This window comes from Flexivirga aerilata (assembly GCF_013002715.1).
GTDB lineage: Bacteria > Actinomycetota > Actinomycetes > Actinomycetales > Dermatophilaceae > Flexivirga > Flexivirga aerilata.
In genome coordinates, this window is record NZ_JABENB010000001.1 from 792,376 (window position 1) to 813,222 (window position 20,847).

Sequence of the window (20,847 nt, forward strand, 5' to 3'; positions counted from 1 at the left end):
CGCCGCATGACGATCTCGCTGCGCTACGCGGCCCGCTCCGACCTCGGACTCGGCAGCAAGAACCGCAACGAGGACTCCGGGTATGCCGGGCCCGACCTGCTCGTCCTCGCCGACGGCATGGGCGGGCACGCGGCCGGCGACATGGCCAGCTCCACCGTCGTCGCCGAACTCGTCGGCCTCGACGGCGAGTCCTACGGGTCGGACGAGGCCCTGCGCCGGCTCAGCTCCGCGGTCGACCACGCCAACGCGCGACTGCGCGAGGAGATGGACCACGAGCCCGACCTCGAGGGCATGGGCACCACGCTGATCGCCTTCCTGCGCAGCGGCAGCATGCTGGCGATGGCCAACATCGGCGACTCGCGTGCCTACCTGGTCCGCGACGGCGTCTTCACCCAGATCACCAAGGACCACAGCTTCGTCCAGGCACTGCTCGACGACGGCCGGATCACCGCGGAGGAGGCCGAGCACCACCCGCAGCGGTCGCTCGTCACCCGGGTGCTCACCGGCCGGGAGGAGGACGAGCCCGACCTGTCGCTGCGCGAGGCGAAGGTCGGCGACCGTTACCTCCTCTGCTCCGACGGCCTGCCCGACTACGTCGCCGCCGGCACGATCGAGAGCATCCTCACCGGCGACGGCACCCCCGGCGAGATCGCCGACCGGCTGATCGCGATCGCCCTCAAGGCGGCCACCCGCGACAACGTCACCGTCATCGTCGCCGAAGTCGTCGACGAGAAGTCGCCGGTCTCCACCTCCCCGCAGGTGGTCGGCGCCGCCGCCGCGCACCACGTGGTGCCGGACGCCGACGACACCCAGCCGCGCACCCCGGCCGAGAAGGCCGCCGCGCTCCGCCGCGAGGCCAACGCCCCTGCCAGCACCGGCGACACCGGCGGCGACGGGGGCGACGACGCCCCCGCGACCCCGATGCTCGCCGAGGAGGGCGACCGCGGCCGCTTCACCTGGCTGCGCCGCTCGCTGCTCGGGCTGCTGGTGCTCGCCGTGCTGGTGGTCGCCGGCGTCCTCGGCTACGCCGCCACCCAGCGCCAGTACTACATCGCCCAGCACAACGGGAAAGTCACGATCTACCAAGGCATTTCGCAGAATCTCGGTCCGATCAGGCTGCACTCCGCCGACACCGTGACCGACATCTGGGTCGCCGACCTGCCGAGTTACGACCGCGGCAAAGTCACCTCCAAGACGATGACCTCGGGCAGCCGCGAAGGCGCGATCAGCATCGTGGAGAACCTCCGCTCCGACATGGTCGCCTGCCAGCTGCAACTCGACGGGAGCAGTTGCTGAGTGAGCACCGTCGACGCCACCGCACCCAAGACGCGACGCAACACCGAGCTGGTCCTGCTCATCGTTGCCGTCGCGATCGTGCTGGTCGCCTACGCCAACGTCGGCCTGGCGATCGACAACGCGCTGCCGGTCGACCTGGTGACGCTCGGCGGGGGTTTCGCGGTCGTCGCGTTCGCCTTCCACCTGGTGCTGCGCTGGAAGGCGCCGTACGCCGACCCGGTGCTGCTGCCGATCGTGACCCTGCTCAACGGTCTCGGGCTGGTGATGGTCCACCGGATCGACCTCAGCCCCGGCGGCCCCAACGCGGCACCGAAACAGCTCATGTGGACCGCCGTCGGAGTGATCGCGGCCGTCGCGCTGCTCTTCGTCGTGCCCGACCACCGGCGGCTACGGCGCTACACCTTCAGCTTCGGGCTCGCCGGTTTCGTGCTGCTGCTCACACCGCTGCTGCCGCTGATCGGTAAGAACATCAACGGTTCTCGCGTCTGGATCGGCTTCGGCGGCTTCTCCTTCCAGCCCAGCGAGATCGCCAAGATCCTGATCACCATCTTCTTCGCCAGCTACCTGGTGCAGACCCGCGACGCGCTGTCGCTGGTCGGCCGGCGGATGCTCGGCCTGCCGCTGCCCCGGGCCCGCGACATGGGCCCGATCATGATCGCCTGGCTCGCCTCGCTCGGCGTGCTCGTCTTCGAGTCCGACCTCGGCACCTCGCTGCTGTTCTTCGGGTTGTTCGTCGGGATGCTCTACGTGGCGACCGAGCGCCGCTCCTGGATCATCATCGGCCTCGGCCTCTTCCTCGCCGGGTCCTACCTGGCCTACCTGCTCTTCGCGCACTTCCAGGAGCGCGTCTCGCTGTGGCTCGACCCGTTCCAGCCCGGCCTGTCCGACCAGATCGCCAAGGGCCTGATGGGTATGGCGGCCGGCGGCATGTTCGGCACCGGCCTCGGCCAGGGCCACCCCGAACTCACCTACTTCGCCAACTCCGACTTCATCATCCCCTCCTTCGGCGAGGAGCTCGGCCTCGTCGGGCTCTTCGCGATCCTGATGCTCTACGGGCTGATCGTCGAGCGCGGCCTGCGCGCCGGCATCGCCAGCCGCGACGGCTTCGGCAAGCTGCTCGCCACCGGGCTCGCCTTCTCGATGGCGCTGCAGGTCTTCGTGGTCGTCGGCGGCGTCACCCGGGTCATCCCGCTGACCGGCCTCACCACGCCCTTCCTCTCCGCGGGCGGCTCCTCGCTGCTCGCCAACTGGGTGATCGTCGCGCTCCTGCTGCGCATCAGCGACCAGGCCCGCCGGCCCAGCGAGCCCGAACGGCCCGAGCGCCTCTCCACCGACGACACCCAAGTGGTGAAAACTAGATGAACGCTCCGATCCGCCGACTCGGCCTCGTCGTGGCCGCGATGTTCTGCTCGCTGCTGGTGGCCGCGACGATCATCCAGTTCGCCCAGGCCCGCTCGCTCGACAACAAGCCCGGCAACCGGCGCACGCTGCTGGCGTCATACAGCAAGGAGCGGGGGTCGATCCTCGTCGGCGGCAACGCCGTCGCCTACTCCTCGCCGACCGACGACCAGCTGAAGTGGCTGCGCAAGTATCCGCAGGGCCCGATGTATGCCGCGGCGACCGGCTACTACTCGTTCACCTACGGCAGCAGCGCGGTCGAGCGGCACTACAACGACTTCCTCTCCGGCAGCTCCGACAAGCTGTTCTACCGGCGGCTGGTCGACATCGTCACCGGCAAGTCCGCGCAGGGCGCCAGCGTGCAACTGACCCTCAACGCCAAGGCGCAGCAGGCCGCCACCAACGCACTCAAGGGCCAGCGCGGCGCGATCGTCGCGCTCGACCCCAAGACCGGCGCGATCCTCGCGATGGCGACCAGCCCGTCATACGACCCGAACCTGCTCGCCAGCCACGACCTCAACGCGGTGCAGTCCGCCTTCACCCGGCTGTCGAAAGACCCCGCGCAGCCGCTGCTCAACCGGGCCATCAACGGCAACCTCTACCCGCCGGGCTCGACGTTCAAGATCATCGACGCCGCCGCGGCGCTCGAGTCGGGCAAGTACACCCCCGAGTCGACGCTGCCCGGCCCGGCGTCGCTGCGGCTGCCCGGCACCAACAGCTACCTGCCCAACGACTTCCCCGGCAACTGCGGGGCCGGCGACAAGGTCAGCCTGACCCGGGCCCTCGCGATCAGCTGCAACACCGCCTTCGCCCAGCTCGGCATGGACCTCGGCCAGAACTCCGTGCGGAGCATGGCCACCAAGTTCGGCTTCGGCAAGTCGGTGGACATCCCGATGACGGTCACCCCGAGCGTCTTCCCGTCCGACCTCAACAAGCCGCAGCTCGCCCAGTCGGCGATCGGCCAGTTCGAGGTGCGGGCGACCCCGCTGCAGATCGCGATGGTGAGCGCGGCGGTCGCCAACGGCGGCACGGAGATGACGCCATACCTCGTGCAGTCGGTGCGGGACAAGAACCTCGACGTCATCCAGACCACCGACCCCAAGACCTTCGCCAAGCCGATCTCGGGCGACACCGCGAGCCAGCTCAACACGATGATGCAGTCGGTCGTCACGGACGGCTCGGGAACCGGAGCGGCGATCCCCGGCATCAAGGTGGCGGGTAAGACGGGCACGGCCGAGCACGGCTCGGGCGCCAACGCCGACGTGTGGTTCACCGGTTTCGCACCGGCGGACAACCCGAAGGTCGCGGTCGCGGTGCTGGTCGAGAACGGCGGAACGGTCGGGCAGGAAGCAACCGGCGGTCTGGTGGCAGCACCGATCGCCAAGCAGGTGATGGAAGCGGTGATCGGCAAATGACCGAGCGGAGCGAGTCAGGATCCACCCGGGCCGAAGACGTCACCCGACCGGGGAGGGAGATGCCATGAGCAGCACCGGAGACCTGATGGGCGGTCGCTACCGGCTGACCGAGCGCATCGCGGCCGGCGGCATGGGCGAGGTCTGGCAGGCGCGCGACGAGATCCTCGGTCGCACGGTGGCGGTCAAGCTGCTCAAGGAAGGGCTGACCGACGAGGAGGGCTTCACCGAGCGCTTCCGCAACGAGGCCCGGCTGTCCGCCGCGCTGGCGCACGGCAACATCGCCCAGGTCTACGACTACGGCGAGGACGGCAACCTGGCCTTCCTGGTGATGGAGTATGTGCCCGGCAAGCCGCTGTCGAAGATCCTCTCCGAGCGCGGCCCGATCTCGGCGGCCGACACCGTCGGGCTCATCGGTCAGGCCGCCGCGGCGCTGCACGCCGCGCACCGCGCCGGTCTCATCCACCGCGACGTGAAGCCGGCCAACATGCTCGTCACCCCCGACGGCGTGGTGAAGCTGACCGACTTCGGCATCGCGCGCGCGGTCGGCTCGACGGCGATGACCAAGACCGGCGAGGTCATGGGCACCGCGCAATATCTCGCCCCCGAGGCGGCGATGGGCAGGGACACCACCGCGCTCACCGACGTCTACTCACTCGCCGTGGTCACCTACGAAATGCTCGGGGGCAGAAGGCCGTTCAACGCCGACAGTGCCGTCGCGCTCGCGCTGCAGCACGTCAACGACGCACCGCCGCCGCTGCCCGCGGAGGTCCCGCCGCCGGTGCGGGCCGTGGTGCACGTCGGGCTCGAGAAGGACCCCGCGCTGCGGCCCGACTCCGCCCAGGAGTACGGCCGGGCGCTGCGCCAGGCGGTCTCCGACAGCCAGCAGCTCGGCTACAACCCCTATGCCGCCCCGCCGCGCCCCGTGCCGGCGAGCGCACAGGGTGGCGTGGGTGGCGGGTCCGGCCCGCAGTCCGGCCCGCAGTCCGGCCCCCCGGCAGGCTCGCAGGCGGGCTCGCAGTCCGGGCCGCACTCCGGGACACATCCGGGGCCCCCGTCGGGACCGCAGTCCGGGTCGCAGTCGGGTGTGCAATCCGGGCCGCAGGCGACCGGCGCGTCCGGCGGCCGCCGGTTGCCGTCGTCGTCCGGCCGATCGTCCAGTTCGCCGGGCGGCGAAGCGTCTCCGCACGCCACCGGGTCGCAGGTGACCGGGACAAGGTCGCGTCGGTTGTCGCCGCTCGCGATCGGGCTCGGCATACTCGCCCTTGTGGTCGTGATCGGGATCGTCATCGGCGTCGCCGTCGTCAACTCCGGCGGCGGCAACAAGGTGCCGAGCCCGCCCAACACCGGCCCGTTCAACTCACCCCTCGTGACCTACACCCCGCAGGCATCCTCGTGACCGAGACCGATTCCCCCCGCATCCTCGGCGGCCGCTACGAAGTCGGCGAACTCATCGGCCGCGGCGGTATGGCGGAGGTCCACCTCGGGCACGACACCCGGCTCGGCCGCACGGTCGCGATCAAGATGCTGCGCGTCGACCTGGCGCGCGACTCCTCGTTCCTCACGCGGTTCCGCCGCGAGGCGCAGTCGGCGGCCGGCCTCTCGCACCACTCGATCGTCGCCGTCTACGACTCCGGCGAGGAGACGTTCACCGAGACCGGCGGCGCGACCGTCGACGTGCCCTACATCGTGATGGAGTATGTCGACGGGCAGACGCTGCGCGAGATCCTCAACGAGGAGGGCAAGCTCTCCCCGGACGAGGCGGCCCGCGTCACGATGGGCATCCTGTCGGCGCTGGAGTATTCCCACGACAAGGGCATCGTGCACCGCGACATCAAGCCCGCCAACGTGATGCTGACCAAGGGCGGCAGCGTCAAGGTGATGGACTTCGGCATCGCCCGGGCGCTCGCCGACACCGGCGCGACGATGACGTCCGCGCAGGCCGTGGTCGGGACCGCGCGCTATCTCTCGCCGGAGCAGGCGCAGGGCGAGACCGTCGACGCCCGCTCCGACCTCTACTCCGCCGGCTGTGTGTTCTACGAACTCCTCACCGGCCGCACGCCGTTCGTCGGCGAACCGGTGTCGCTGGTCTACCAGCACATCACCGACCCGCCGAAGCCGCCGTCGTTCTACGAGCCGTCGGTGCCCAAGGCGATGGACGCGGTCGCCCTGCGCTCGCTGGAGAAGAAGCGCGACGACCGCTACCAGACCGCCGCGGCCTTCCGGGGCGACCTGCAGGCCGCGCGCACCGGGGCGCCGCTCAGCGAGGAGACCACCGCGCTGCTCGCCGGCGCCGGAGCCGGGGCGGGCGCGACCTCGATGATGCGGCGCACGCCGCCCGCGGCCGACCCGCCGGCACCTCGCCGGCGCGACTACACCCGCGAGTTCGACGACCAGGACCGGCCGGCTCGCCGTCATACGGGCCTGTGGGTGGCGGCCGCGGTCGTGGCGTTGCTCGCCATCCTCGGGATCGGCTACCTGGTGATGAACAACGGCAGCGACACCACGACGATCCGGGTGCCGAGTGTCGTGCAGCAGCCGCAGGCATCCGCCGAACGCACCCTGAAGGACGCGGGCTTCACCGACATCCGGGTCAACCCGGTCAAGAGCAGCGACGTGTCCAAGGGGTATGTCGCAAGCACCGACCCGACGGGTGGCACCGAGGTCAATCCGTCGAGCCAGATCGTGCTCAACGTCAGTGACGGTCCGGGGCTGGTCGCAGTGCCGAACGTGGCGGGCAAGACCGAGCAACAGGCTCGAGATGCCTTGCAACAGGCGGGTTTCCTCAACGTCAACGTCGGCAACTCCGACGTCTCGGACAGCCAGTACGCCAAGGGTCAGGTCGCCTCGACCAACCCCAGCATCGGCACCCAGGCCGACCCGAGCCAGACCGTCTCGCTCAACCTCAGCAACGGCAAGGTGCACGTGCCGGGCGGCCTGGTCGGGATGGACGTCGGCGACGCGCAGAGCGCGCTGTCCGACGCGCACCTGCGCTACCGCAGCGAGAGCGTGCCGGTGAACGACCAGAGCCAGGTCGGCAAGGTGCTGAGCGCCTCGCCGGAGAGCGGGTCGGTGGCCGACGTCAACTCCACGGTCGTGTTGCGCGTCGGGGCGTATGCCGCGCCGACCGTCTCGGTGACGGTGACGCAGACGCCGCCCCCGCAGCCGACGCCGTCCACGCAGTCCAGCTCGCCGTCCCCGACGTCCTCGAGCAGCGCGCCGAGCTCGTCGTCGCCGAGCCCGACCTCGCCGTCACCGACGAGCAGCGGCAAGGGCAATGGCAACGGCAATGGCAACGGCAAGTGAGGTGCGGGCGGCGGCGTCACCGACGGGGCGGTGAGGAGCGCGCCAGGTAGGACGAAGCCAGCTGCTCGGCCGCCGCGAGCGAGCGCACCAGCGGGTGCTGCCCGAGCGCGGCGGCGAGCAGCCGCTCGTCGGCGGCGGCGACCGCGGCGATGACCTGCTGCTCGACCCCCTTGAGCTGGGTCATCAGCCCGAGGGCGGCGGGCGGCGGGGCGGTGGTCGCGAACGGACGCACGCCCCCGCCGTCGACCAGTGACGGCACCTCGATCACCGCCTCGGGCGACAGCTGCGGCAGCGTGGATCCGTTGCGAACGTTGAGGATCATCGTGCGTGACTGTCCGGTCGCCAGGCAGCGCATCACGTCCAGCGCGACACCCTCGTAACCGCCGCCGCCGGTGTCCGGGCGCTCCTCGTCGGCCTCCCGCGCCTCGCTCATGTAGGTCGTCTCGCGGTCGGCCCGCGCCGCGGCCCAGAGGTCGAGGGCGGTCGCCGGGTCGGCACCGGTCGCGGCCCGGTAGAAGCCGGTCTGCTGCCGCACCAGGTATTCGCCGCGGGTCTGCTCGGCGCTCTCCAGCGCGGCGACGGCGTCGAGGTTGCGGTAGTAGTAATAGAGGTATTCGTTCGGCAGCATGCCGAGGCCGCGCAGGAAGTCGGCGCCGAACAGCCGCCCCTCCTCGAGCTCTTGCAGCCGGTCGTCGTCGGCGAGCACCTGCGCCACCAGGTCGCGGCCGCCGGTCCAGGCGTGCCGCAGCCAGCCGAGGTGGTTGAGCCCGACGTAGTCGAGCCGCACCTGGTCGGGGCTCACGTCATACAGCCTGGCGAGGCGGATGCCGAGCCCGCTCGGGGTGTCACAGATGCCGACGACCCGGTCGCCGAGCACCTGCTGCATGCCCTCGGTGATGATGCCCGCGGGGTTGGTGAAGTTGATGACGTATGCCGAAGGGGCCACCGCCGCAACGGTTTTCGCGATCTGCCAGGCGACCGGCAGCGTGCGCACCGCGTAGCCGATGCCGCCCGGGCCGGTCGTCTCCTGGCCGAGCACACCGAGCGCGAGCGCAGAGCGTTCGTCGGTGACCCGTCCCTCCAGCCCACCGACGCGGATCGCCGAGAAGACGAAATCGGTTGCCCGCAGGGCGGATTGGAGATCTGACGTCGCGGTCACCCGGACCTGACCGGCGCCCCGGGCGCCCGCCGACTGCCCGGCGAGCACCTGCTCGATCACCGTCAGCCGGGCCGGATCGGTGTCGTGCAGCACGAGTTCGTCGATCAGGTGCTCCGGGTCGTCCAGCAGCGCCTGGTGCACCTGCGGCACCCGGAAGCCACCGCCGCCGAGGATCGTCAGCCTCATAGGGTGATCACCTCGCCGCCCGCTCGGCGGCAGAGCTCGAGCGTGGCCGGGTCCGAGGCTTTGGTCGTGATGACCGTGTCGACCTCGGTCAGGTCGGTCACCTTGAAGGTCCCGGTGCCGGGAAACTTCGCGTCGGTCGCGAGCAGCACGAGCGCTTGGGCGAATTCGGCCGCGCCACGCTTGATCGCGGCCTCGGCCGAGATGTCGTCGAGCACCGCGCCGTCGGGGCGCACGCCGGTGCACGACAGGAAGGTGATGTCCGGCCGGACGGCCCGCAGCGCGTCCGTCGTCAGCGGCCCGACGAACGACTCGAAGTTGCGCCGCAGGCTCCCGCCGAGCAACAGCACCTCGGCGCGCCCGGTGCGCACCTGGTCGAGCACGGCGAGGCTGCTGGTCACGACCAGCACGTCGCGGTCGCGCAGCCGGCGCGCGACCCGCATGGTCGTGGTGCCGATGTCGAGATAGACCACGTCGCCGTCGCGCACGAGCGAGGCGGCCGTCGCGGCGACCGTCTCCTTCTCGTCGGCCCGGTCGAGCGCGACGTCGGCGAAGGGCCGCTCCTCGTCCGGGGTCTCGACCGACTGCACGTAGGCGCCGCCGTGCACCCGGTGCAGGCGGCCGTCGTCGGCGAGCCGGCCGAGGTCACGGCGGATGGTCGACGGGCTGACCTGCAACATGCTGGCGAGTTGTTGCGCGGAGACGGTGCCGTCGGCGCGCAGTGCCGCGAGGATCCGGTCGTCCCGTTGCCGGGCGATCATCCGGGCAGCGGGTGGGGAGTGGGTTTCCGGCTCTGCCACAACAGCGGACGATATGCGCAAAAACGCGCACGGTCCACCCCTGCCGTGAGCGCAGGTGACGCGAGATGACCGGGATGCGGCGGAAGTACGGCCGAGACGTGAACGCCGATCGACCAGATCCGCGCAATTGTTGCCAAGCTCGATCAGCCGTGCCACGGTTACCAACCGTGAGCAGCGTGCCCGCCGCACCCGCCATCGACCCCGCCGACCGGGTCGATGTGCTGGTCGTCGGCACGGTCTTCCTCGACGTGATCTTCTCCGGCGTGGCCGCCGCGCCCGAGCCCGGCACCGAGACCTGGGCGACCGAGTCGGTGCTCTGCCCGGGCGGCATCGCCAACAACGCGGTTGCTGCCGCGCGGCTCGGCGCGGCCACCTGCCTGGTCGCACCGGTCGGGCCGGACCCGGCCGGCGACTTCCTGCTGCGCTCTCTGCGCGGTGAGGCGCACCTGGACGTGCGGGTGCCGGCCCTGCCGGGCGTGCGCACCCCGGTCACCGCCGCCTTCGGCAACGGCGCCGACCGCGCGATGATCAGTCACGGCCGGCTCGACCCGGTGCCGGTCGGCGAGCTCGCGCCACGACTGCCGCAGGCCCGCGCCTGCTTCGTCAGCCTGCAGCCCGGCGGGGACGACTGGTTCGCCGCGCAGCGGGCCGGCGGAGCACGCGTCTACGCCGGCGTCGGGTATGACGAGCGCCACGACTGGTCCGGCGAGGTGCTCGGGCGACTGGCCGGCGTGGATGCGTTGGTGCTCAACGAGATCGAGGCTCTCGCCTACTCCGGCCGGGACGATGTGCCCTCAGCCGCAGCCGCGCTCACCGATCACGTCGAGCGGGTCGTGGTGACCTGTGGCCGGGGCGGGGTGCACTCCGCGTCCGCATCGGCCTCCGCCGCGGCACATCCCCCGCTGACCCTGCCCGGCGAACGCGTCGCCGCGGTCGACGCGACCGGTGCGGGCGACGTCTTCACCAGCGGCCTGATGTGCGCCGACCTGCTCGGCCTGCCCACCGAGGACGCGCTGCGCTTTGCCCAGGTGTGCGCGGCCCTCTCGGTGCGCGGCCTCGGTGGCGCGGCGAGCGCGCCGACGCTGACCGACGTCCGCACCTGGTGCCGCGACTCCGAGGTGCCCGGGCTGCGCCGGATCGCGGCCGACCTCGACGCGCGACCTGCGCCATACAGCTGATCAGACGAAACTGCTTCGACCGCAAAGGAATGCCTGCCATCCACACTGCGCAAGACGCTGGTGCCGTGATGGATCCGGTGCAGCTGCAGCAACGGCTCGACACCGCGCGAGCGATCGCCCGCGACGCCGCCGACCGGGTGCGCGAGTCGCCGCCCGGGCTCGTCGACGCCAAGCACGACGCCGCAGATCTCGTCACCGAGGTCGACCGCGCGGTCGAGCTGCAGGTCCGGCTCGCGCTGCGCGAGCACTTCCCGGACGACGCGGTCGCCGGGGAGGAGTTGCAGGACACGTCCGGGACCAGTGGCTTCACCTGGCTGATCGACCCCATCGACGGCACGACCAACTTCGCGTCCGGCGTGCCGTGGTGCTCGGTCAGCATCGGCGGCGCCGACCGCTCAGGGCCGCTGCTGGGCGTGGTCGCCGACCCGTGGCGCCGCGAGATCCTCAGCGCGGCAAGGGGATTGGGGTCATGGGTCGACGATCGACCTGTCGAGCGACCGGCGCACGCGGAGCTGGCGGGCGGCGTGGTCTTCACCGAGTGGCTCAACCACGTGCCGTGGCTCGGCATGACCGAGACCCTCGCGGCCCTCGCGGGCGACTTCGCGACCGTGCGCATCATGGGCTCGTCAGCGCTGTCACTCGCCGCGACCGCGGTCGGTCGCGGCTGCGCCTTCCTCAACGGCAGCTATTCGCCGGTCGACACTCTCGGTGCGATCGTCATCGCACGCGAATCCGGACTCGTGGTGCGTGATTTCGCCGGCAGCGATCCGCAGGTCGGGCGGCCGTTCTACGCGGCGTGGCCGCAGGTCGCTCCGCGCATCACCGAGCTGACGGCAGCGGCTGACGCTGCGGGTGCCACCGTCGACAGGAAGCGCGGCTGAGCCGCTCAGGCCGTGTGCACCAGCGGCGCCAGACCGGCCGACCGGTCGACGGCGTCCGGCATCCCGCACAGCTCCAGCCAGTTGGCGAGCATCCGGTGGCCGCCCTCGGTGAGCACCGACTCGGGGTGAAACTGCACGCCGTGCAACGGCAGCTCGCGGTGCTGCACCGCCATGATCACGCCGCTGTCGGTGCGCGCGGTGACCTCCAACTCGTCCGGCACAGTGGCGTTTTCGATGGCGAGCGAGTGGTAGCGGGTGGCGGTGAACGGGCTGGGCAGCCCCGCCAGCACACCCGCGCCGTCGTGCACGACCTGCGAGGTCTTGCCGTGCAGCAGCTCCGGGGCTCGGTCGACGGTCGCGCCGTAGACGACACCGAGCGCCTGGTGGCCGAGGCAGACGCCGAACATCGGCTGCGCGCGGTCGGCGCAGGTCCGGATCATCGCGGTCGAGACGCCGGCCTCCTCCGGGGTGCCGGGGCCGGGGGAGATCAGCACCCCGTCATACCCGGCACCCTCGGCGGGGGTGACGGCGTCATTGCGCACGACCGTGGTCTCGGCGCCGAGCTGCTGGAGGTAGCCGACGATCGTGAAAACGAAACTGTCGTAGTTGTCGACCACCAGAATGCTTGTCATTTCTTCACTTTCGCGAACTTGAGGTCGGTGCCGCCGACGTATGCCGGGAAGGTCGCCTTGGTCTCGGTCTTGACGTCGTAGCCGAGGCCGACGGCATCGACGTAGGCGCGGTAGTTGGCGACGGCCGGGTCGTCGGTGAGGGCCTGCCGCAGCTTCGCCGGGTCACCCATCGCCCGGATCACGAACGGCGGGGAGTAGACCCGCCCCTGCAGCAACAGGGTGTTGCCGACGCATCGCACCGCCGAGGTGCTGATCACCCGCTGGTCCATCAGCATCATCGACGTGGCGCCGCCCGCCCAGAGCGCGTTGACCACGGCCTGCACGTCCTGCTGGTGCACCACGAGCCAGTCGAGGTTGGCGCCGTCGGGCAGCGTGGACGGGTCGCGCTTGGAGTCGTTGAGCGACACGCTCACCACCTGGCCGGTGACGCTGGTCAGGCCGGCGCTCGCGGCATACCCGTCGGCCTGCTGCTGGGTGCTGGCCAGTTTGCCCGAGCCCGGAGCGTCCTTCTTGGACAGCGAGTCGACCTCGCCCTGCAGGCCTTTGACGCCGGCCGCCTGATCGGCCACCCGCCGGTTGCCGGCCTGCACGACCTGCACCAGGTCGCGCGTGCCCGGACGCAGATCGGAACCCTGGGACGTGCTGGCGCTGACGCCGAAGAGGCTGCCCGCAGCGAGCGCGACGACCGGCACGGCATACGCCCATCGACTGCGTGGTCTGCGCACCGGCCCGCACCTTCCCTGAATTACGCTGTACCGCAATTCTGTCATCCAGACCGATTGCAGGGAGAAGCGCCGTGAGCAAGTCCGACAAGCCGTCGACCGACGACCAGGACGGAGCCGCAACCGAGCGCGAGATCCTCGAGGCCGAGGCGGCGGACGACGCCCCCGCCAAGGCCGCCGCCAACCGGGCCGGCGCCGCCGAGGAGAAGACCGACGCGCAGCAGGCGACAGTGAAGAAGAAGGCGGCCGCCAAGGCCGACGCCGAGGACGCCGAGGCCTCCCGCGACTCCCGCGAGGCCGCGCAGCTCTCGGCGCAGGCCAAGGACGAGCGATCGTCCGACTCCTCCGACGCCAAGACGCTCGCCGCGCAGGCCAAGCAGAAGAAGGCCGAGGCGAAGGCGGAGGCCAAGCAGGCCCGCGCCGACCGGCGCGCCGCGGGCATCGCCGACGGCCCGAACCCGAGCTGGTGGGTGCCGACGATGTGCGCCCTGATGATCGTCGGTCTCTTCTGGCTGGTGACCTACTACCTGTCGTCCGAGAAATACCCGATCCCCGGCATCGGCCTCGGCAACATGGCGATCGGCTTCGGTCTCATCCTGGTCGGTTTCGCGATGACGACCCGCTGGCGATAGCCCTCCGCCACAGCCCAGCAGCAGACACGCCGCCGCCCGGACATCCCGGGCGGCGGCGTGCTCTATTCAATGTCCCTCGTCCATGCGCTGTCCACAGGGTTGTCCACAGTCCGTGGATAACTACATCGATGTGACTTCGCATCTTCGTTCGTATGACGGCAGCCGCGTCCGCCCACTTGTCCACAGGGTTGTCCACAGCAGGTGGATAACTACATGGATGTGATTCGTCAGGCGGTCGGCAGGTGCACCGACTCGAAGCGCACCGCGGCCAGCACCGCGAGCACCACGACGATCCCGGCGAGCGCGACCCACTGCCACTGCCGGCGCTCGCGACCCAGCAGGGCGATCGCGCCGGCGCATACGCCGCCGGTGATGGCGCCACCGAGGTGGGCCTGCCAGGCGACGTTGGGCACCACGAAGCCGATGACCGCATTGATCGCGATCAGCGTGACCATCGGCCCGATCTCCCGGCCGAGGCGCCGGTTGAGCACGACCACCGCGAGGAAGAGCCCGAAGACCGCACCGGACGCGCCGACGGTCGGGGTGTTCCAGCCGGTCACCTGGTCCGACACCGAGCTCGGCGTCGAGGCCAGCAGCTCGTAGCCGACCGAGCCGCCGATCGCCGAGATGAGGTAGAGGGCGAGGAACCGCGCGCGACCGAGCAGGGGCTCGAGGTACTGCCCGCAGATCCAGAGGGCGTACATGTTGAACAGCAGGTGGAACGGCGAGTAGGGCGAGTGCACGAACGCCGCCGTGAGGAAGCGCCAGGGGTCCTCCTTGGAGAGGATCGGCGCGTAGAGCAGGTTGTCGGTGACGGTCGGGTCGAGCCGTTGCGCGACCCAGACGACCGCGCAGATCGCGATCAGGCCGATCGTGACGACCGGCCGGCCCTGCGCCAGGCCTCCGCCGAAAACGGAGACCTGGCGCGGGGTTTCGCGCTTGCCCTGGTTGACGCAGTCGACGCACTGGACGCCCACCGCGGCGGGCCGCTGGCACTCGGCGCAGGCCGGTCGGCCGCAGCGCTGGCACGACACCATCGCCACCCGGTCGGGATGACGAGGGCAGGTCGGTGCCTGCATGGCGGGCTGGTTCACGTCGGGTTCCTGCGTCATACCGTCATGCCGAGGTCAGTCCGGTCACTTCTCGACGGTGACCTTCTCGATCACGACCGGCTCGACCGGCTTGTCCTGCGCACCGGTCTGCACGCCCGCGATCTGGTCGACCACGTCGCGGCTGGCCTGGTCGGCGACCTCACCGAAGATGGTGTGCTTGCCCTGCAGCCAGGTGGTCGGGCCGACGGTGATGAAGAACTGCGAGCCGTTGGTGCCCTTGCCGCCGCGCTTGCCGGCGTTGGCCATCGCGAGCATGTAGGGGGCCGAGAAGTTCTTGTCCGGCGAGATCTCGTCGTCGAACTCGTAGCCCGGGCCGCCGATGCCAATGCCCTGTGGGCAGCCGCCCTGGATCATGAAGCCGGGGATGATGCGGTGGAAGGTCAGGCCGTCGTAGAACGGCGTCGGGCTGGTGCGCCCGGCGTCGTCGCGGTAGTCCTTGGTGCCCTCCGCGAGGCCGACGAAGTTGTCGACCGTCTTGGGCGCGTCGTGGGGGAAGAGGTTCAGCTTGATGTCGCCATGATTGGTGTGCAGCGTTGCGATCATGCGTCAAGTCTCGCATTTCGTATGGCGGGAGCGACGCGCGAGCCGGAAGGTCGGTGCGAAGTTCCGCCACCGGCCTGCTGCGGGCCGGTGGCGTCGCCTGGCAGGATGAGCCGAAGCGCCATACCCAAGGCTTCTTTTCATAGGAGGGCACCAGTGCTTCGCAGGACCTCGCGCACCGACGCGGTCAAGGACAAGGCTTCCGACCTGCTGTCGGCCGCTTCCGACGCGGTCGAGGACGTCGCCGGCACCGTCAAGGAGAAGGTCGCCCCGGTGGTGGACGACCTCGCCGAGAAGCTCGACGACGCCAAGGGCTCGGCGGCCGACGCTGCGGCCCCGCACGCCAAGGACCTCGGCAAGCGGGCCAAGAAGGTCAACAAGCAGGCCAACAAGCAGCTCAAGAAGGCCAACAAGCGGGCCCAGCAGGCGGCCGCTCCGCACCTCGCACGGGTGCAGGATGCCGGCCTCACCCGCGAGCAGGCGCACAGCCTGTTCTCCGAGGAGTGGATGCCGCGCATCCAGCAGGCGATCCAGTCGGCCTCCGCGACCGGTCAGCAGGCATATGCCGCGCTGCCCGCGCAGGCCCGCGAGACCGTCGAGACCGTGGCCCCGGCGGTGAAGAAGAAAAAGAAGAAGGGCGGGCTGCTGATCGCGCTCGGCCTGCTCGCCGGTGCCGGCGCGGTGGCGCTGATCGTGTCGAGCAAGAAGGGCGGCGCCGCGCCGGCCGGCCCGGGCACCCCGGAGCAGCTGGTCGAGGTGGAGCAGGTCGACATCACCGAGGTGCGCGGCGCCAACTCCTCCGCGGACCTGGTCGGCGAGGTCGAGACCACCGTCGACAAGACCATCGCCGGCGGCAGCCGTCCGGCCGGCAAGGACCAGCCCCGCGGGCGGCACGCCGCGCGCGACTGACCCGAGCGACTAGACGGAGGGACGTGCTCACCGGGCACGTCCCTTCGGCGTGTCCGGCAGGAGCGGCGCCTCGAAGCCGCGGTCGCGCCCGACCAGCACGCCGCGGGTGATCGACGCGCTGCCGAATTTGTCGCGCACGGCGTCGAGCGCGCCGTCGAGCCGGGACGGTTCGACGGTGTCGAAGGGCAACTCGAGCTGCTCGGTGTCGCTCTCGTCGAGCCCGCTGATGCTGATGCCGAGCAGGGTGAGCCCGCGGTCGGCGATCAGCGGCGCCGTCTCGGCGAGCAGCTCCCGGCCGGTGGCCAGCCACGCGTCGGTGCCGGCACCCGATCGGCGCACGGTGCGCGACCGGGTCGCCCGTGTCATGTCCTCGAAGCGCAGCCGCAGGGTGAACGTGCGCCCGACCCGCTCACCCGCCCGCAGCCGCCGGGTCACCCGGTCGACCAGGCTGATCAGCGTCGCGTCCAGCTCTTCGGCGGTATGCCGGCCGCGGCCGATCGCCCGTTGGGATCCGATCGACCGCCGCCGCCTGCCGACCTCGACGCGTCGCGGGTCGCGGGCGTGGGACACCTCGTGCAGGTGCCGGCCCCCGGGTCCGACGATCGCGACGAGCGTCTCGCGATCCAGCCGGGCCAGCTCGCCGACCGTCCCGATGCCGCGGTCGTGCAGCTTGCCCGCGGTCACCTTGCCGACACCCCAGAGCGCCTCGATCGGCAGCGGGTGCAGGAAGTCGAGCTCGGCGCCGATCGGCACACTGAGCAGGCCGTCGGGTTTGCTCGCCGCGCTCGCGATCTTGGCCAGGAACTTGCTGGCCGCGATGCCGACCGAGATCGGCAGGCCCACCTCGACCTTGACCCGGCGGCGCAGCTCGGCCCCGATCTGACTGGGGGTGCGACCGGTCCGCCGCAGCCCGCCGACGTCCAGGAACGCCTCATCGATCGAGATGCCCTCGACGAGCGGCGTGATGTCCCCGAAAACCTCGAACACGGCGTGACTGGCATCGACATACGCGGTGAAGGTGGGCGGCACCTCGATCAGGTCCGGGCACAGGCGGCGGGCGACGCGGGTGGAGATGGCGGTGCGCACCCCGTAGGCCTTGGCCTCGTAGCTCGCGGCGAGCACGATCCCGCCGCCGACCACGACCGGCTTCCCGCGCAGGCTCGGGTCGTCGCGCTGCGCCACGCTGGCGAAGAACGAGTCGAGATCGGCGTGCAGGAAGTTGCCCTCTTCCACGAACATATGTTCGCATATCCGGCAGGCGAATTCTGCCCGTCCGCGAGGCGTTACCCGGTGGTACGCCGTTAGCCTGGCGACCCATGAACGTCGTCTTCGTCGAGCCTAACTTCCCGCGCAATCAGCGCGAGTTCGTGCGGGCGCTCAGCCAGGTCGGCGCCACGGTCTTCGCGGTCGGGGAGACGCCGTGGGAGTGGCTCGACGACGAGCTGCAGTCCTGGATCTCCCACTACTACCAGGTCGGTTCGGTGACCGACGTCGACCAGTTGCGCACCGCGGTGCAGCATTTCCAGTCGCTCGCCTGGATCGACGGCATGGAGGCGACGATCGAGTCGCACACGCTGCCCGCGGCGGTGGTCCGGGAGGAGCTCGGCATCCCCGGCACCTCGGTGCACACCACCTGGCTGTGCCGGGACAAGCCGGCGATGAAGGAGGCGCTGCGCGCGGCCGGCGTGCCGACGGCCGCCTCGGCGGCCGCGCACGACCTCGACGACCTGCGCGACTTCGTCGACGAGCACGGCTACCCGGTGATCCTCAAACCCCGCGACGGCGCCGGGGCGTCGGGCACCGTCCGTGTCGACTCCTATGCCGAATTGCGAGCAGCAGCAGAGTCTTTCGGTGGTGTCGACTCGATCGCGGTCGAGGAGTTCATCGAGGGGCATGAGGGTTTCTACGACACGCTGAGCGTCGACGGCCGCATTGCGCTCGACTTCGCGTCGCACTACTACCCGGGTGTGCTCGAGGCGATGCGCACCCGCTGGATCAGCCCCGAGTACATCTCGACCAACCGGGTGGACGAGGCGCCGTTCTACGCGGAGCTGCGCGAGATGGGCGAGCGGGTCAACGAGGTGCTCGGCATCCACACCTCGGCGACGCACATGGAGTATTTCGTCAGCCCGAAAGGCTTGCGTTTCAGTGAGATCGGCGCCCGGCCGCCCGGTGTCGGCTGCTGGGACCTCTATGCCGCCGGCAACGATCTCGACATCTACCGCGCCTGGGCGGACGCGATCGTGCACCGTCACGTCTGGCACGTGCCGTCCCGGGCGTATGCCGCGGGCATCGTCGCGCTGCGCCCGGACCGCGACGGGCGCATCGTGGCGATCGACGGCATCGACGAGATCCAGCAGCGCTATGGCGAGTGGGTGCTCGACTCCCACTTGCCGGTCGGCGTGGACACCCAGCCGGTCGAGGCGGGCTACATGGCCAACGCGTGGATCCGGATGCGGCACCCCGACTACGACGTGCTGCGCGAGATGCTCGACGACGTCGGACGGACGGTCCAGGTGCGCGCCGAGTGAGAATCGCGTGAATTCTACTGTCAATGCTGACAGCCCGTCGATGGTGCTGCTCGGCCCGCAGCGTCGTCCCGGGCTCGACAAGGTGGTGGCCGCGCTGGGGCTGGACGGCCCCTTCGCGACGATCACCGCAGGCTGGCAGGAGCGCGAGTCCGCCGACGACGAACTGACCCAGCACCTCGGCGGCGCCGCGGTCAACCTGCGGTTGTGGGAGCGGCGTCAGGACGTGCTCGACCGTGACCCGGAGTTCGCCGCGGCCTGGCGCCACCGGCGCGCGGTCATCGACGAGATGCAGGAGCTCTACCTGCTCGGCGTGGGTCACACCGTCGCGGCGCTGGACGACATACGGGCTCAGGGTGAGGCGTCGGATCGGGTGCGGGACCTGGCGATTCGCGATGCGGAGGAGGTGTTGCGGTCGCTCGACCGGCGACACCTGGAGCGGGTGCGTGAGGTGCACGCGGACTTCTACGCGGCGGTCCGACCGCACGAACGCGACCTCATCGCCGGCCACCGGGCGGAGGTCGCCCAGATCCTCGGGCAGGCACAGGCGGTGGTGATCGCCGGAGGGCACGTCGCGGAGCTGCTCGACTCGCAGCACCTCTTCAACGTGGTGCCCGCCGGGCTGGACCGGCTGCCGATCATCGCCTGGTCGGCGGGCGCGATGGCCCTCACCGAACGCGTGGTTCTCTTCAACGACAACGCTTCTCGCGGACCTCGGTCGCCGGAGATCTACGACGACGGGCTCGGCCTTCTGCGCGAGACCGTGGTCTTCCCGTCGGCGCACCAGCGCCTGCACATGCACGACCTGCCCCGGATGGCGACGATGACCCGGCGGTTCGCGCCGGCGTGGTGCGTGCCGCTCGACCCCGGCACGCGCGTCACGGTCGACGCCGGCGGCCGGTTGGAGGCCGGCACCACGGTGATCGGCCCGGCCGGGTCGGTCGCCACTCTCGGACGGGGAGATGACGAGGGCGACCGCGATGGCTAGACAATTGGCGATCCACCGCCTCCGCGCTCGGAAACCCTTGGACGAGAACGCCGTCGACCGTTTCCTCGAGCGACACGACGTGCCGATCGTCGAGGGCGAGAAGTGCACCTTCCTCTTTCGCGGTGCGGCGGACGAGGTGTGGGTGCGCCGCCGCATCGTCGGCCAGCCGCAGCGGGTCCCCATGCGCCGCCTCGGCGACACCTCGCTCTGGTACGTCATCCTCGAGCTGCCGGCCGGTTCGCGCGTCGAATACCAGCTGGAGGTACGCCGCGGCGACCACTACGAGCAGGGCAACGACCCGCTCAACCCCCGGGTCGCCAACAGCCCGGTGGGGTCTTCGTCGGTGTGCCAGGCGACCGGTTACGTCGTGCCCGACTGGATCCATCCCGACCCCGACGCGCGGCCCGGCGAGATCGTCGACCTGGCCGTGCAGTCACGCGCGCTGCGCCGCGAAAACGTCTGTCGGGTCTACCTTCCCGCGAGGTTCCGCAGCACGCACAGCTATCCGTTGCTGATCGTGCACGACGGCGACGATTACCTGGGCTACGCGTCGATGAAGCCGGTCCTGGACAACCTGATCCACCGGCTCGACGTCGCCGAGACGGTCGTGGTCTTCACCAGTCCCGGTGACCGCAACCGCGAATACGCCAACTCGGCCCAGCACGCCCGGTTCGTCGCCAAGGAGCTGGTCCCGCGCCTGGAGTCCGAATTTCCTTTGCTGTCAAGGCCATCCGGCCGATGTCTGATGGGTGCGTCGTTCGGCGCGGTGGCGAGCCTCACCACGGCATACCGCTATCCGGACGTGTTCGGGTCGCTGCTGCTGCAGTCGGGGTCCTTCGTCTTCACCGACATCGGCAACGAGCACGGCGGAGGTGAGGTCTTCGATCCGGTCGTGCGCTTCATGAACCGCTACCGCGCGGCACCGCGCAAGGTCGCCGACCGGCTCTTCGTCTCGTGCGGCATCTACGAGCCGCTGATCGTGCCGAACCGGTCGATGATCCCGGTCTTCGAGGGCGCCGGCATGCAGGTGCGCTATGTCGAGGCCCGCGACGGCCACTCCTGGGAGGACTGGCGCGACCGGCTCCGGGACGGGCTGTCCTGGATCTACCCCGGTCCGCAGAAGTACGTCTACGAGTAGCGCGCGAGCGGCGCCCCGCACCCGGGGTCCCGG

General features: G+C 70.6%; 19 protein-coding genes. 12 read left to right on the forward strand and 7 right to left on the reverse strand.

The annotated features are described in order from the left end of the window. Nucleotides 1-6: 6 nt before the first annotated feature. From HJ588_RS03740 to pknB, 5 genes are all read left to right on the forward strand, one after another. Complete coding sequence (locus tag HJ588_RS03740) at nt 7-1,296, forward strand: PP2C family protein-serine/threonine phosphatase (protein WP_171152067.1); 1,290 nt, start codon at nt 7-9, stop codon at nt 1,294-1,296. Continuing rightward, nucleotides 1,297-2,658 carry an FtsW/RodA/SpoVE family cell cycle protein gene (locus tag HJ588_RS03745; protein ID WP_171152070.1) on the forward strand — a complete coding sequence of 454 codons (1,362 nt, stop codon included), beginning with the start codon at nt 1,297-1,299 and terminating at the stop codon, nt 2,656-2,658. It abuts the gene before it with no gap. Further along, the gene (locus tag HJ588_RS03750) at nt 2,655-4,109 is read left to right on the forward strand and encodes a peptidoglycan D,D-transpeptidase FtsI family protein (protein WP_171152072.1); all 1,455 of its coding nucleotides are present in this window, start codon (nt 2,655-2,657) and stop codon (nt 4,107-4,109) included. Before HJ588_RS03745 ends, HJ588_RS03750 begins: the two co-directional genes overlap by 4 nt. Nucleotides 4,110-4,173: 64 nt before the next feature. Next, nucleotides 4,174-5,505: a protein kinase domain-containing protein gene (locus tag HJ588_RS03755; protein ID WP_171152073.1), complete on the forward strand. Its 1,332-nt coding sequence runs from the start codon at nt 4,174-4,176 to the stop codon at nt 5,503-5,505. Then, entirely contained in the window at nt 5,502-7,412 is a 1,911-nt protein-coding gene (pknB, locus tag HJ588_RS03760; RefSeq protein WP_343036581.1) for a Stk1 family PASTA domain-containing Ser/Thr kinase, read from the forward strand. The genes HJ588_RS03755 and pknB overlap by 4 nt, the downstream gene beginning before the upstream one ends. A 16-nt stretch (nt 7,413-7,428) precedes the next feature. On the opposite strand, the gene HJ588_RS03765 is transcribed toward pknB, so the two are convergent. Continuing rightward, nucleotides 7,429-8,757, reverse strand: a complete 1,329-nt coding sequence (locus HJ588_RS03765) for a family 4 glycosyl hydrolase (RefSeq protein ID WP_171152075.1) — start codon at nt 8,755-8,757, stop codon at nt 7,429-7,431. After that, nucleotides 8,754-9,554, reverse strand: a complete 801-nt coding sequence (locus HJ588_RS03770; protein WP_212755273.1) for a DeoR/GlpR family DNA-binding transcription regulator — start codon at nt 9,552-9,554, stop codon at nt 8,754-8,756. The genes HJ588_RS03765 and HJ588_RS03770 overlap by 4 nt, the downstream gene beginning before the upstream one ends. Before the next feature lie 167 nt (nt 9,555-9,721). Here HJ588_RS03770 and HJ588_RS03775 point away from each other — a divergent pair, with 167 nt between their 5' ends. Both HJ588_RS03775 and HJ588_RS03780 read left to right on the forward strand, forming a co-directional pair. Beyond that, nucleotides 9,722-10,732: a PfkB family carbohydrate kinase gene (locus HJ588_RS03775; protein WP_171152076.1), complete on the forward strand. Its 1,011-nt coding sequence runs from the start codon at nt 9,722-9,724 to the stop codon at nt 10,730-10,732. Nucleotides 10,733-10,800: 68 nt separating this feature from the next. Next, the gene (locus HJ588_RS03780) at nt 10,801-11,613 is read left to right on the forward strand and encodes an inositol monophosphatase family protein (RefSeq protein WP_246241919.1); all 813 of its coding nucleotides are present in this window, start codon (nt 10,801-10,803) and stop codon (nt 11,611-11,613) included. 5 nt (nt 11,614-11,618) lie between these two features. Here the strand turns inward: HJ588_RS03780 and HJ588_RS03785 are convergent, their stop codons facing one another. Together HJ588_RS03785 and HJ588_RS03790 are read right to left on the reverse strand one after the other, a co-directional pair. Continuing rightward, complete coding sequence (locus tag HJ588_RS03785) at nt 11,619-12,245, reverse strand: aminodeoxychorismate/anthranilate synthase component II (RefSeq protein WP_171152080.1); 627 nt, start codon at nt 12,243-12,245, stop codon at nt 11,619-11,621. Beyond that, nucleotides 12,242-12,970, reverse strand: coding sequence for a DUF881 domain-containing protein (locus tag HJ588_RS03790; protein ID WP_343036582.1), 729 nt, complete (start codon nt 12,968-12,970; stop codon nt 12,242-12,244). The genes HJ588_RS03785 and HJ588_RS03790 overlap by 4 nt, the downstream gene beginning before the upstream one ends. Nucleotides 12,971-13,041: 71 nt before the next feature. Between HJ588_RS03790 and HJ588_RS19920 the strand changes: the two genes are divergently transcribed. After that, nucleotides 13,042-13,599 (forward strand): cell division protein CrgA, encoded by a 558-nt coding sequence (locus HJ588_RS19920; RefSeq protein WP_343036583.1) that lies wholly within the window; start codon nt 13,042-13,044, stop codon nt 13,597-13,599. A 227-nt stretch (nt 13,600-13,826) separates the two neighbouring features. Here HJ588_RS19920 and HJ588_RS03800 read toward each other — a convergent pair whose 3' ends face one another. Together HJ588_RS03800 and HJ588_RS03805 are read right to left on the reverse strand one after the other, a co-directional pair. Continuing rightward, nucleotides 13,827-14,711: a rhomboid family intramembrane serine protease gene (locus HJ588_RS03800; RefSeq protein WP_171152084.1), complete on the reverse strand. Its 885-nt coding sequence runs from the start codon at nt 14,709-14,711 to the stop codon at nt 13,827-13,829. A 24-nt stretch (nt 14,712-14,735) separates the two neighbouring features. After that, complete coding sequence (locus HJ588_RS03805) at nt 14,736-15,254, reverse strand: peptidylprolyl isomerase (RefSeq protein WP_171152086.1); 519 nt, start codon at nt 15,252-15,254, stop codon at nt 14,736-14,738. Nucleotides 15,255-15,407: 153 nt separating this feature from the next. On the opposite strand from HJ588_RS03805, the gene HJ588_RS03810 reads away from it, so the two are divergent. Next, complete coding sequence (locus HJ588_RS03810; RefSeq protein WP_171152088.1) at nt 15,408-16,160, forward strand: hypothetical protein; 753 nt, start codon at nt 15,408-15,410, stop codon at nt 16,158-16,160. A 27-nt stretch (nt 16,161-16,187) separates the two neighbouring features. On the opposite strand, the gene dinB is transcribed toward HJ588_RS03810, so the two are convergent. Next, a complete protein-coding gene (gene dinB, locus HJ588_RS03815; RefSeq protein ID WP_171152090.1) occupies nt 16,188-17,399 on the reverse strand; it encodes a DNA polymerase IV in 1,212 nt (403 codons plus the stop codon). Nucleotides 17,400-17,476: 77 nt separating this feature from the next. On the opposite strand from dinB, the gene HJ588_RS03820 reads away from it, so the two are divergent. Genes HJ588_RS03820 through HJ588_RS03830 form a run of 3 tightly spaced genes read left to right on the forward strand, consistent with a single transcriptional unit; the run spans nt 17,477 to nt 20,814 of the window. Continuing rightward, entirely contained in the window at nt 17,477-18,691 is a 1,215-nt protein-coding gene (locus HJ588_RS03820; protein ID WP_171152091.1) for an ATP-grasp domain-containing protein, read from the forward strand. A 7-nt stretch (nt 18,692-18,698) separates the two neighbouring features. Next, entirely contained in the window at nt 18,699-19,676 is a 978-nt protein-coding gene (locus HJ588_RS03825; RefSeq protein WP_171152092.1) for a Type 1 glutamine amidotransferase-like domain-containing protein, read from the forward strand. A gap of 37 nt (nt 19,677-19,713) precedes the next feature. After that, the gene (locus tag HJ588_RS03830; RefSeq protein WP_246241749.1) at nt 19,714-20,814 is read left to right on the forward strand and encodes an alpha/beta hydrolase-fold protein; all 1,101 of its coding nucleotides are present in this window, start codon (nt 19,714-19,716) and stop codon (nt 20,812-20,814) included. The last annotated feature ends 33 nt before the right edge of the window (nt 20,815-20,847 follow it).

What these genes read in the sequence shown, in the direction of transcription:
- HJ588_RS03740 (WP_171152067.1), top strand. Translation starts at nt 7, where the DNA reads ATGACGATCTCGCTGCGCTACGCGGCCCGCTCCGACCTCGGACTCGGC.
- HJ588_RS03750 (WP_171152072.1), top strand. Translation starts at nt 2,655, where the DNA reads ATGAACGCTCCGATCCGCCGACTCGGCCTCGTCGTGGCCGCGATGTTC.
- HJ588_RS03755 (WP_171152073.1), top strand. Translation starts at nt 4,174, where the DNA reads ATGAGCAGCACCGGAGACCTGATGGGCGGTCGCTACCGGCTGACCGAG.
- HJ588_RS03765 (WP_171152075.1), bottom strand. Translation starts at nt 8,757, where the DNA reads ATGAGGCTGACGATCCTCGGCGGCGGTGGCTTCCGGGTGCCGCAGGTG.
- HJ588_RS03780 (WP_246241919.1), top strand. Translation starts at nt 10,801, where the DNA reads ATGGATCCGGTGCAGCTGCAGCAACGGCTCGACACCGCGCGAGCGATC.
- HJ588_RS03785 (WP_171152080.1), bottom strand. Translation starts at nt 12,245, where the DNA reads ATGACAAGCATTCTGGTGGTCGACAACTACGACAGTTTCGTTTTCACG.
- HJ588_RS03800 (WP_171152084.1), bottom strand. Translation starts at nt 14,711, where the DNA reads ATGACGCAGGAACCCGACGTGAACCAGCCCGCCATGCAGGCACCGACC.
- HJ588_RS03805 (WP_171152086.1), bottom strand. Translation starts at nt 15,254, where the DNA reads ATGATCGCAACGCTGCACACCAATCATGGCGACATCAAGCTGAACCTC.
- dinB (WP_171152090.1), bottom strand. Translation starts at nt 17,399, where the DNA reads ATGTTCGTGGAAGAGGGCAACTTCCTGCACGCCGATCTCGACTCGTTC.
- HJ588_RS03820 (WP_171152091.1), top strand. Translation starts at nt 17,477, where the DNA reads ATGAACGTCGTCTTCGTCGAGCCTAACTTCCCGCGCAATCAGCGCGAG.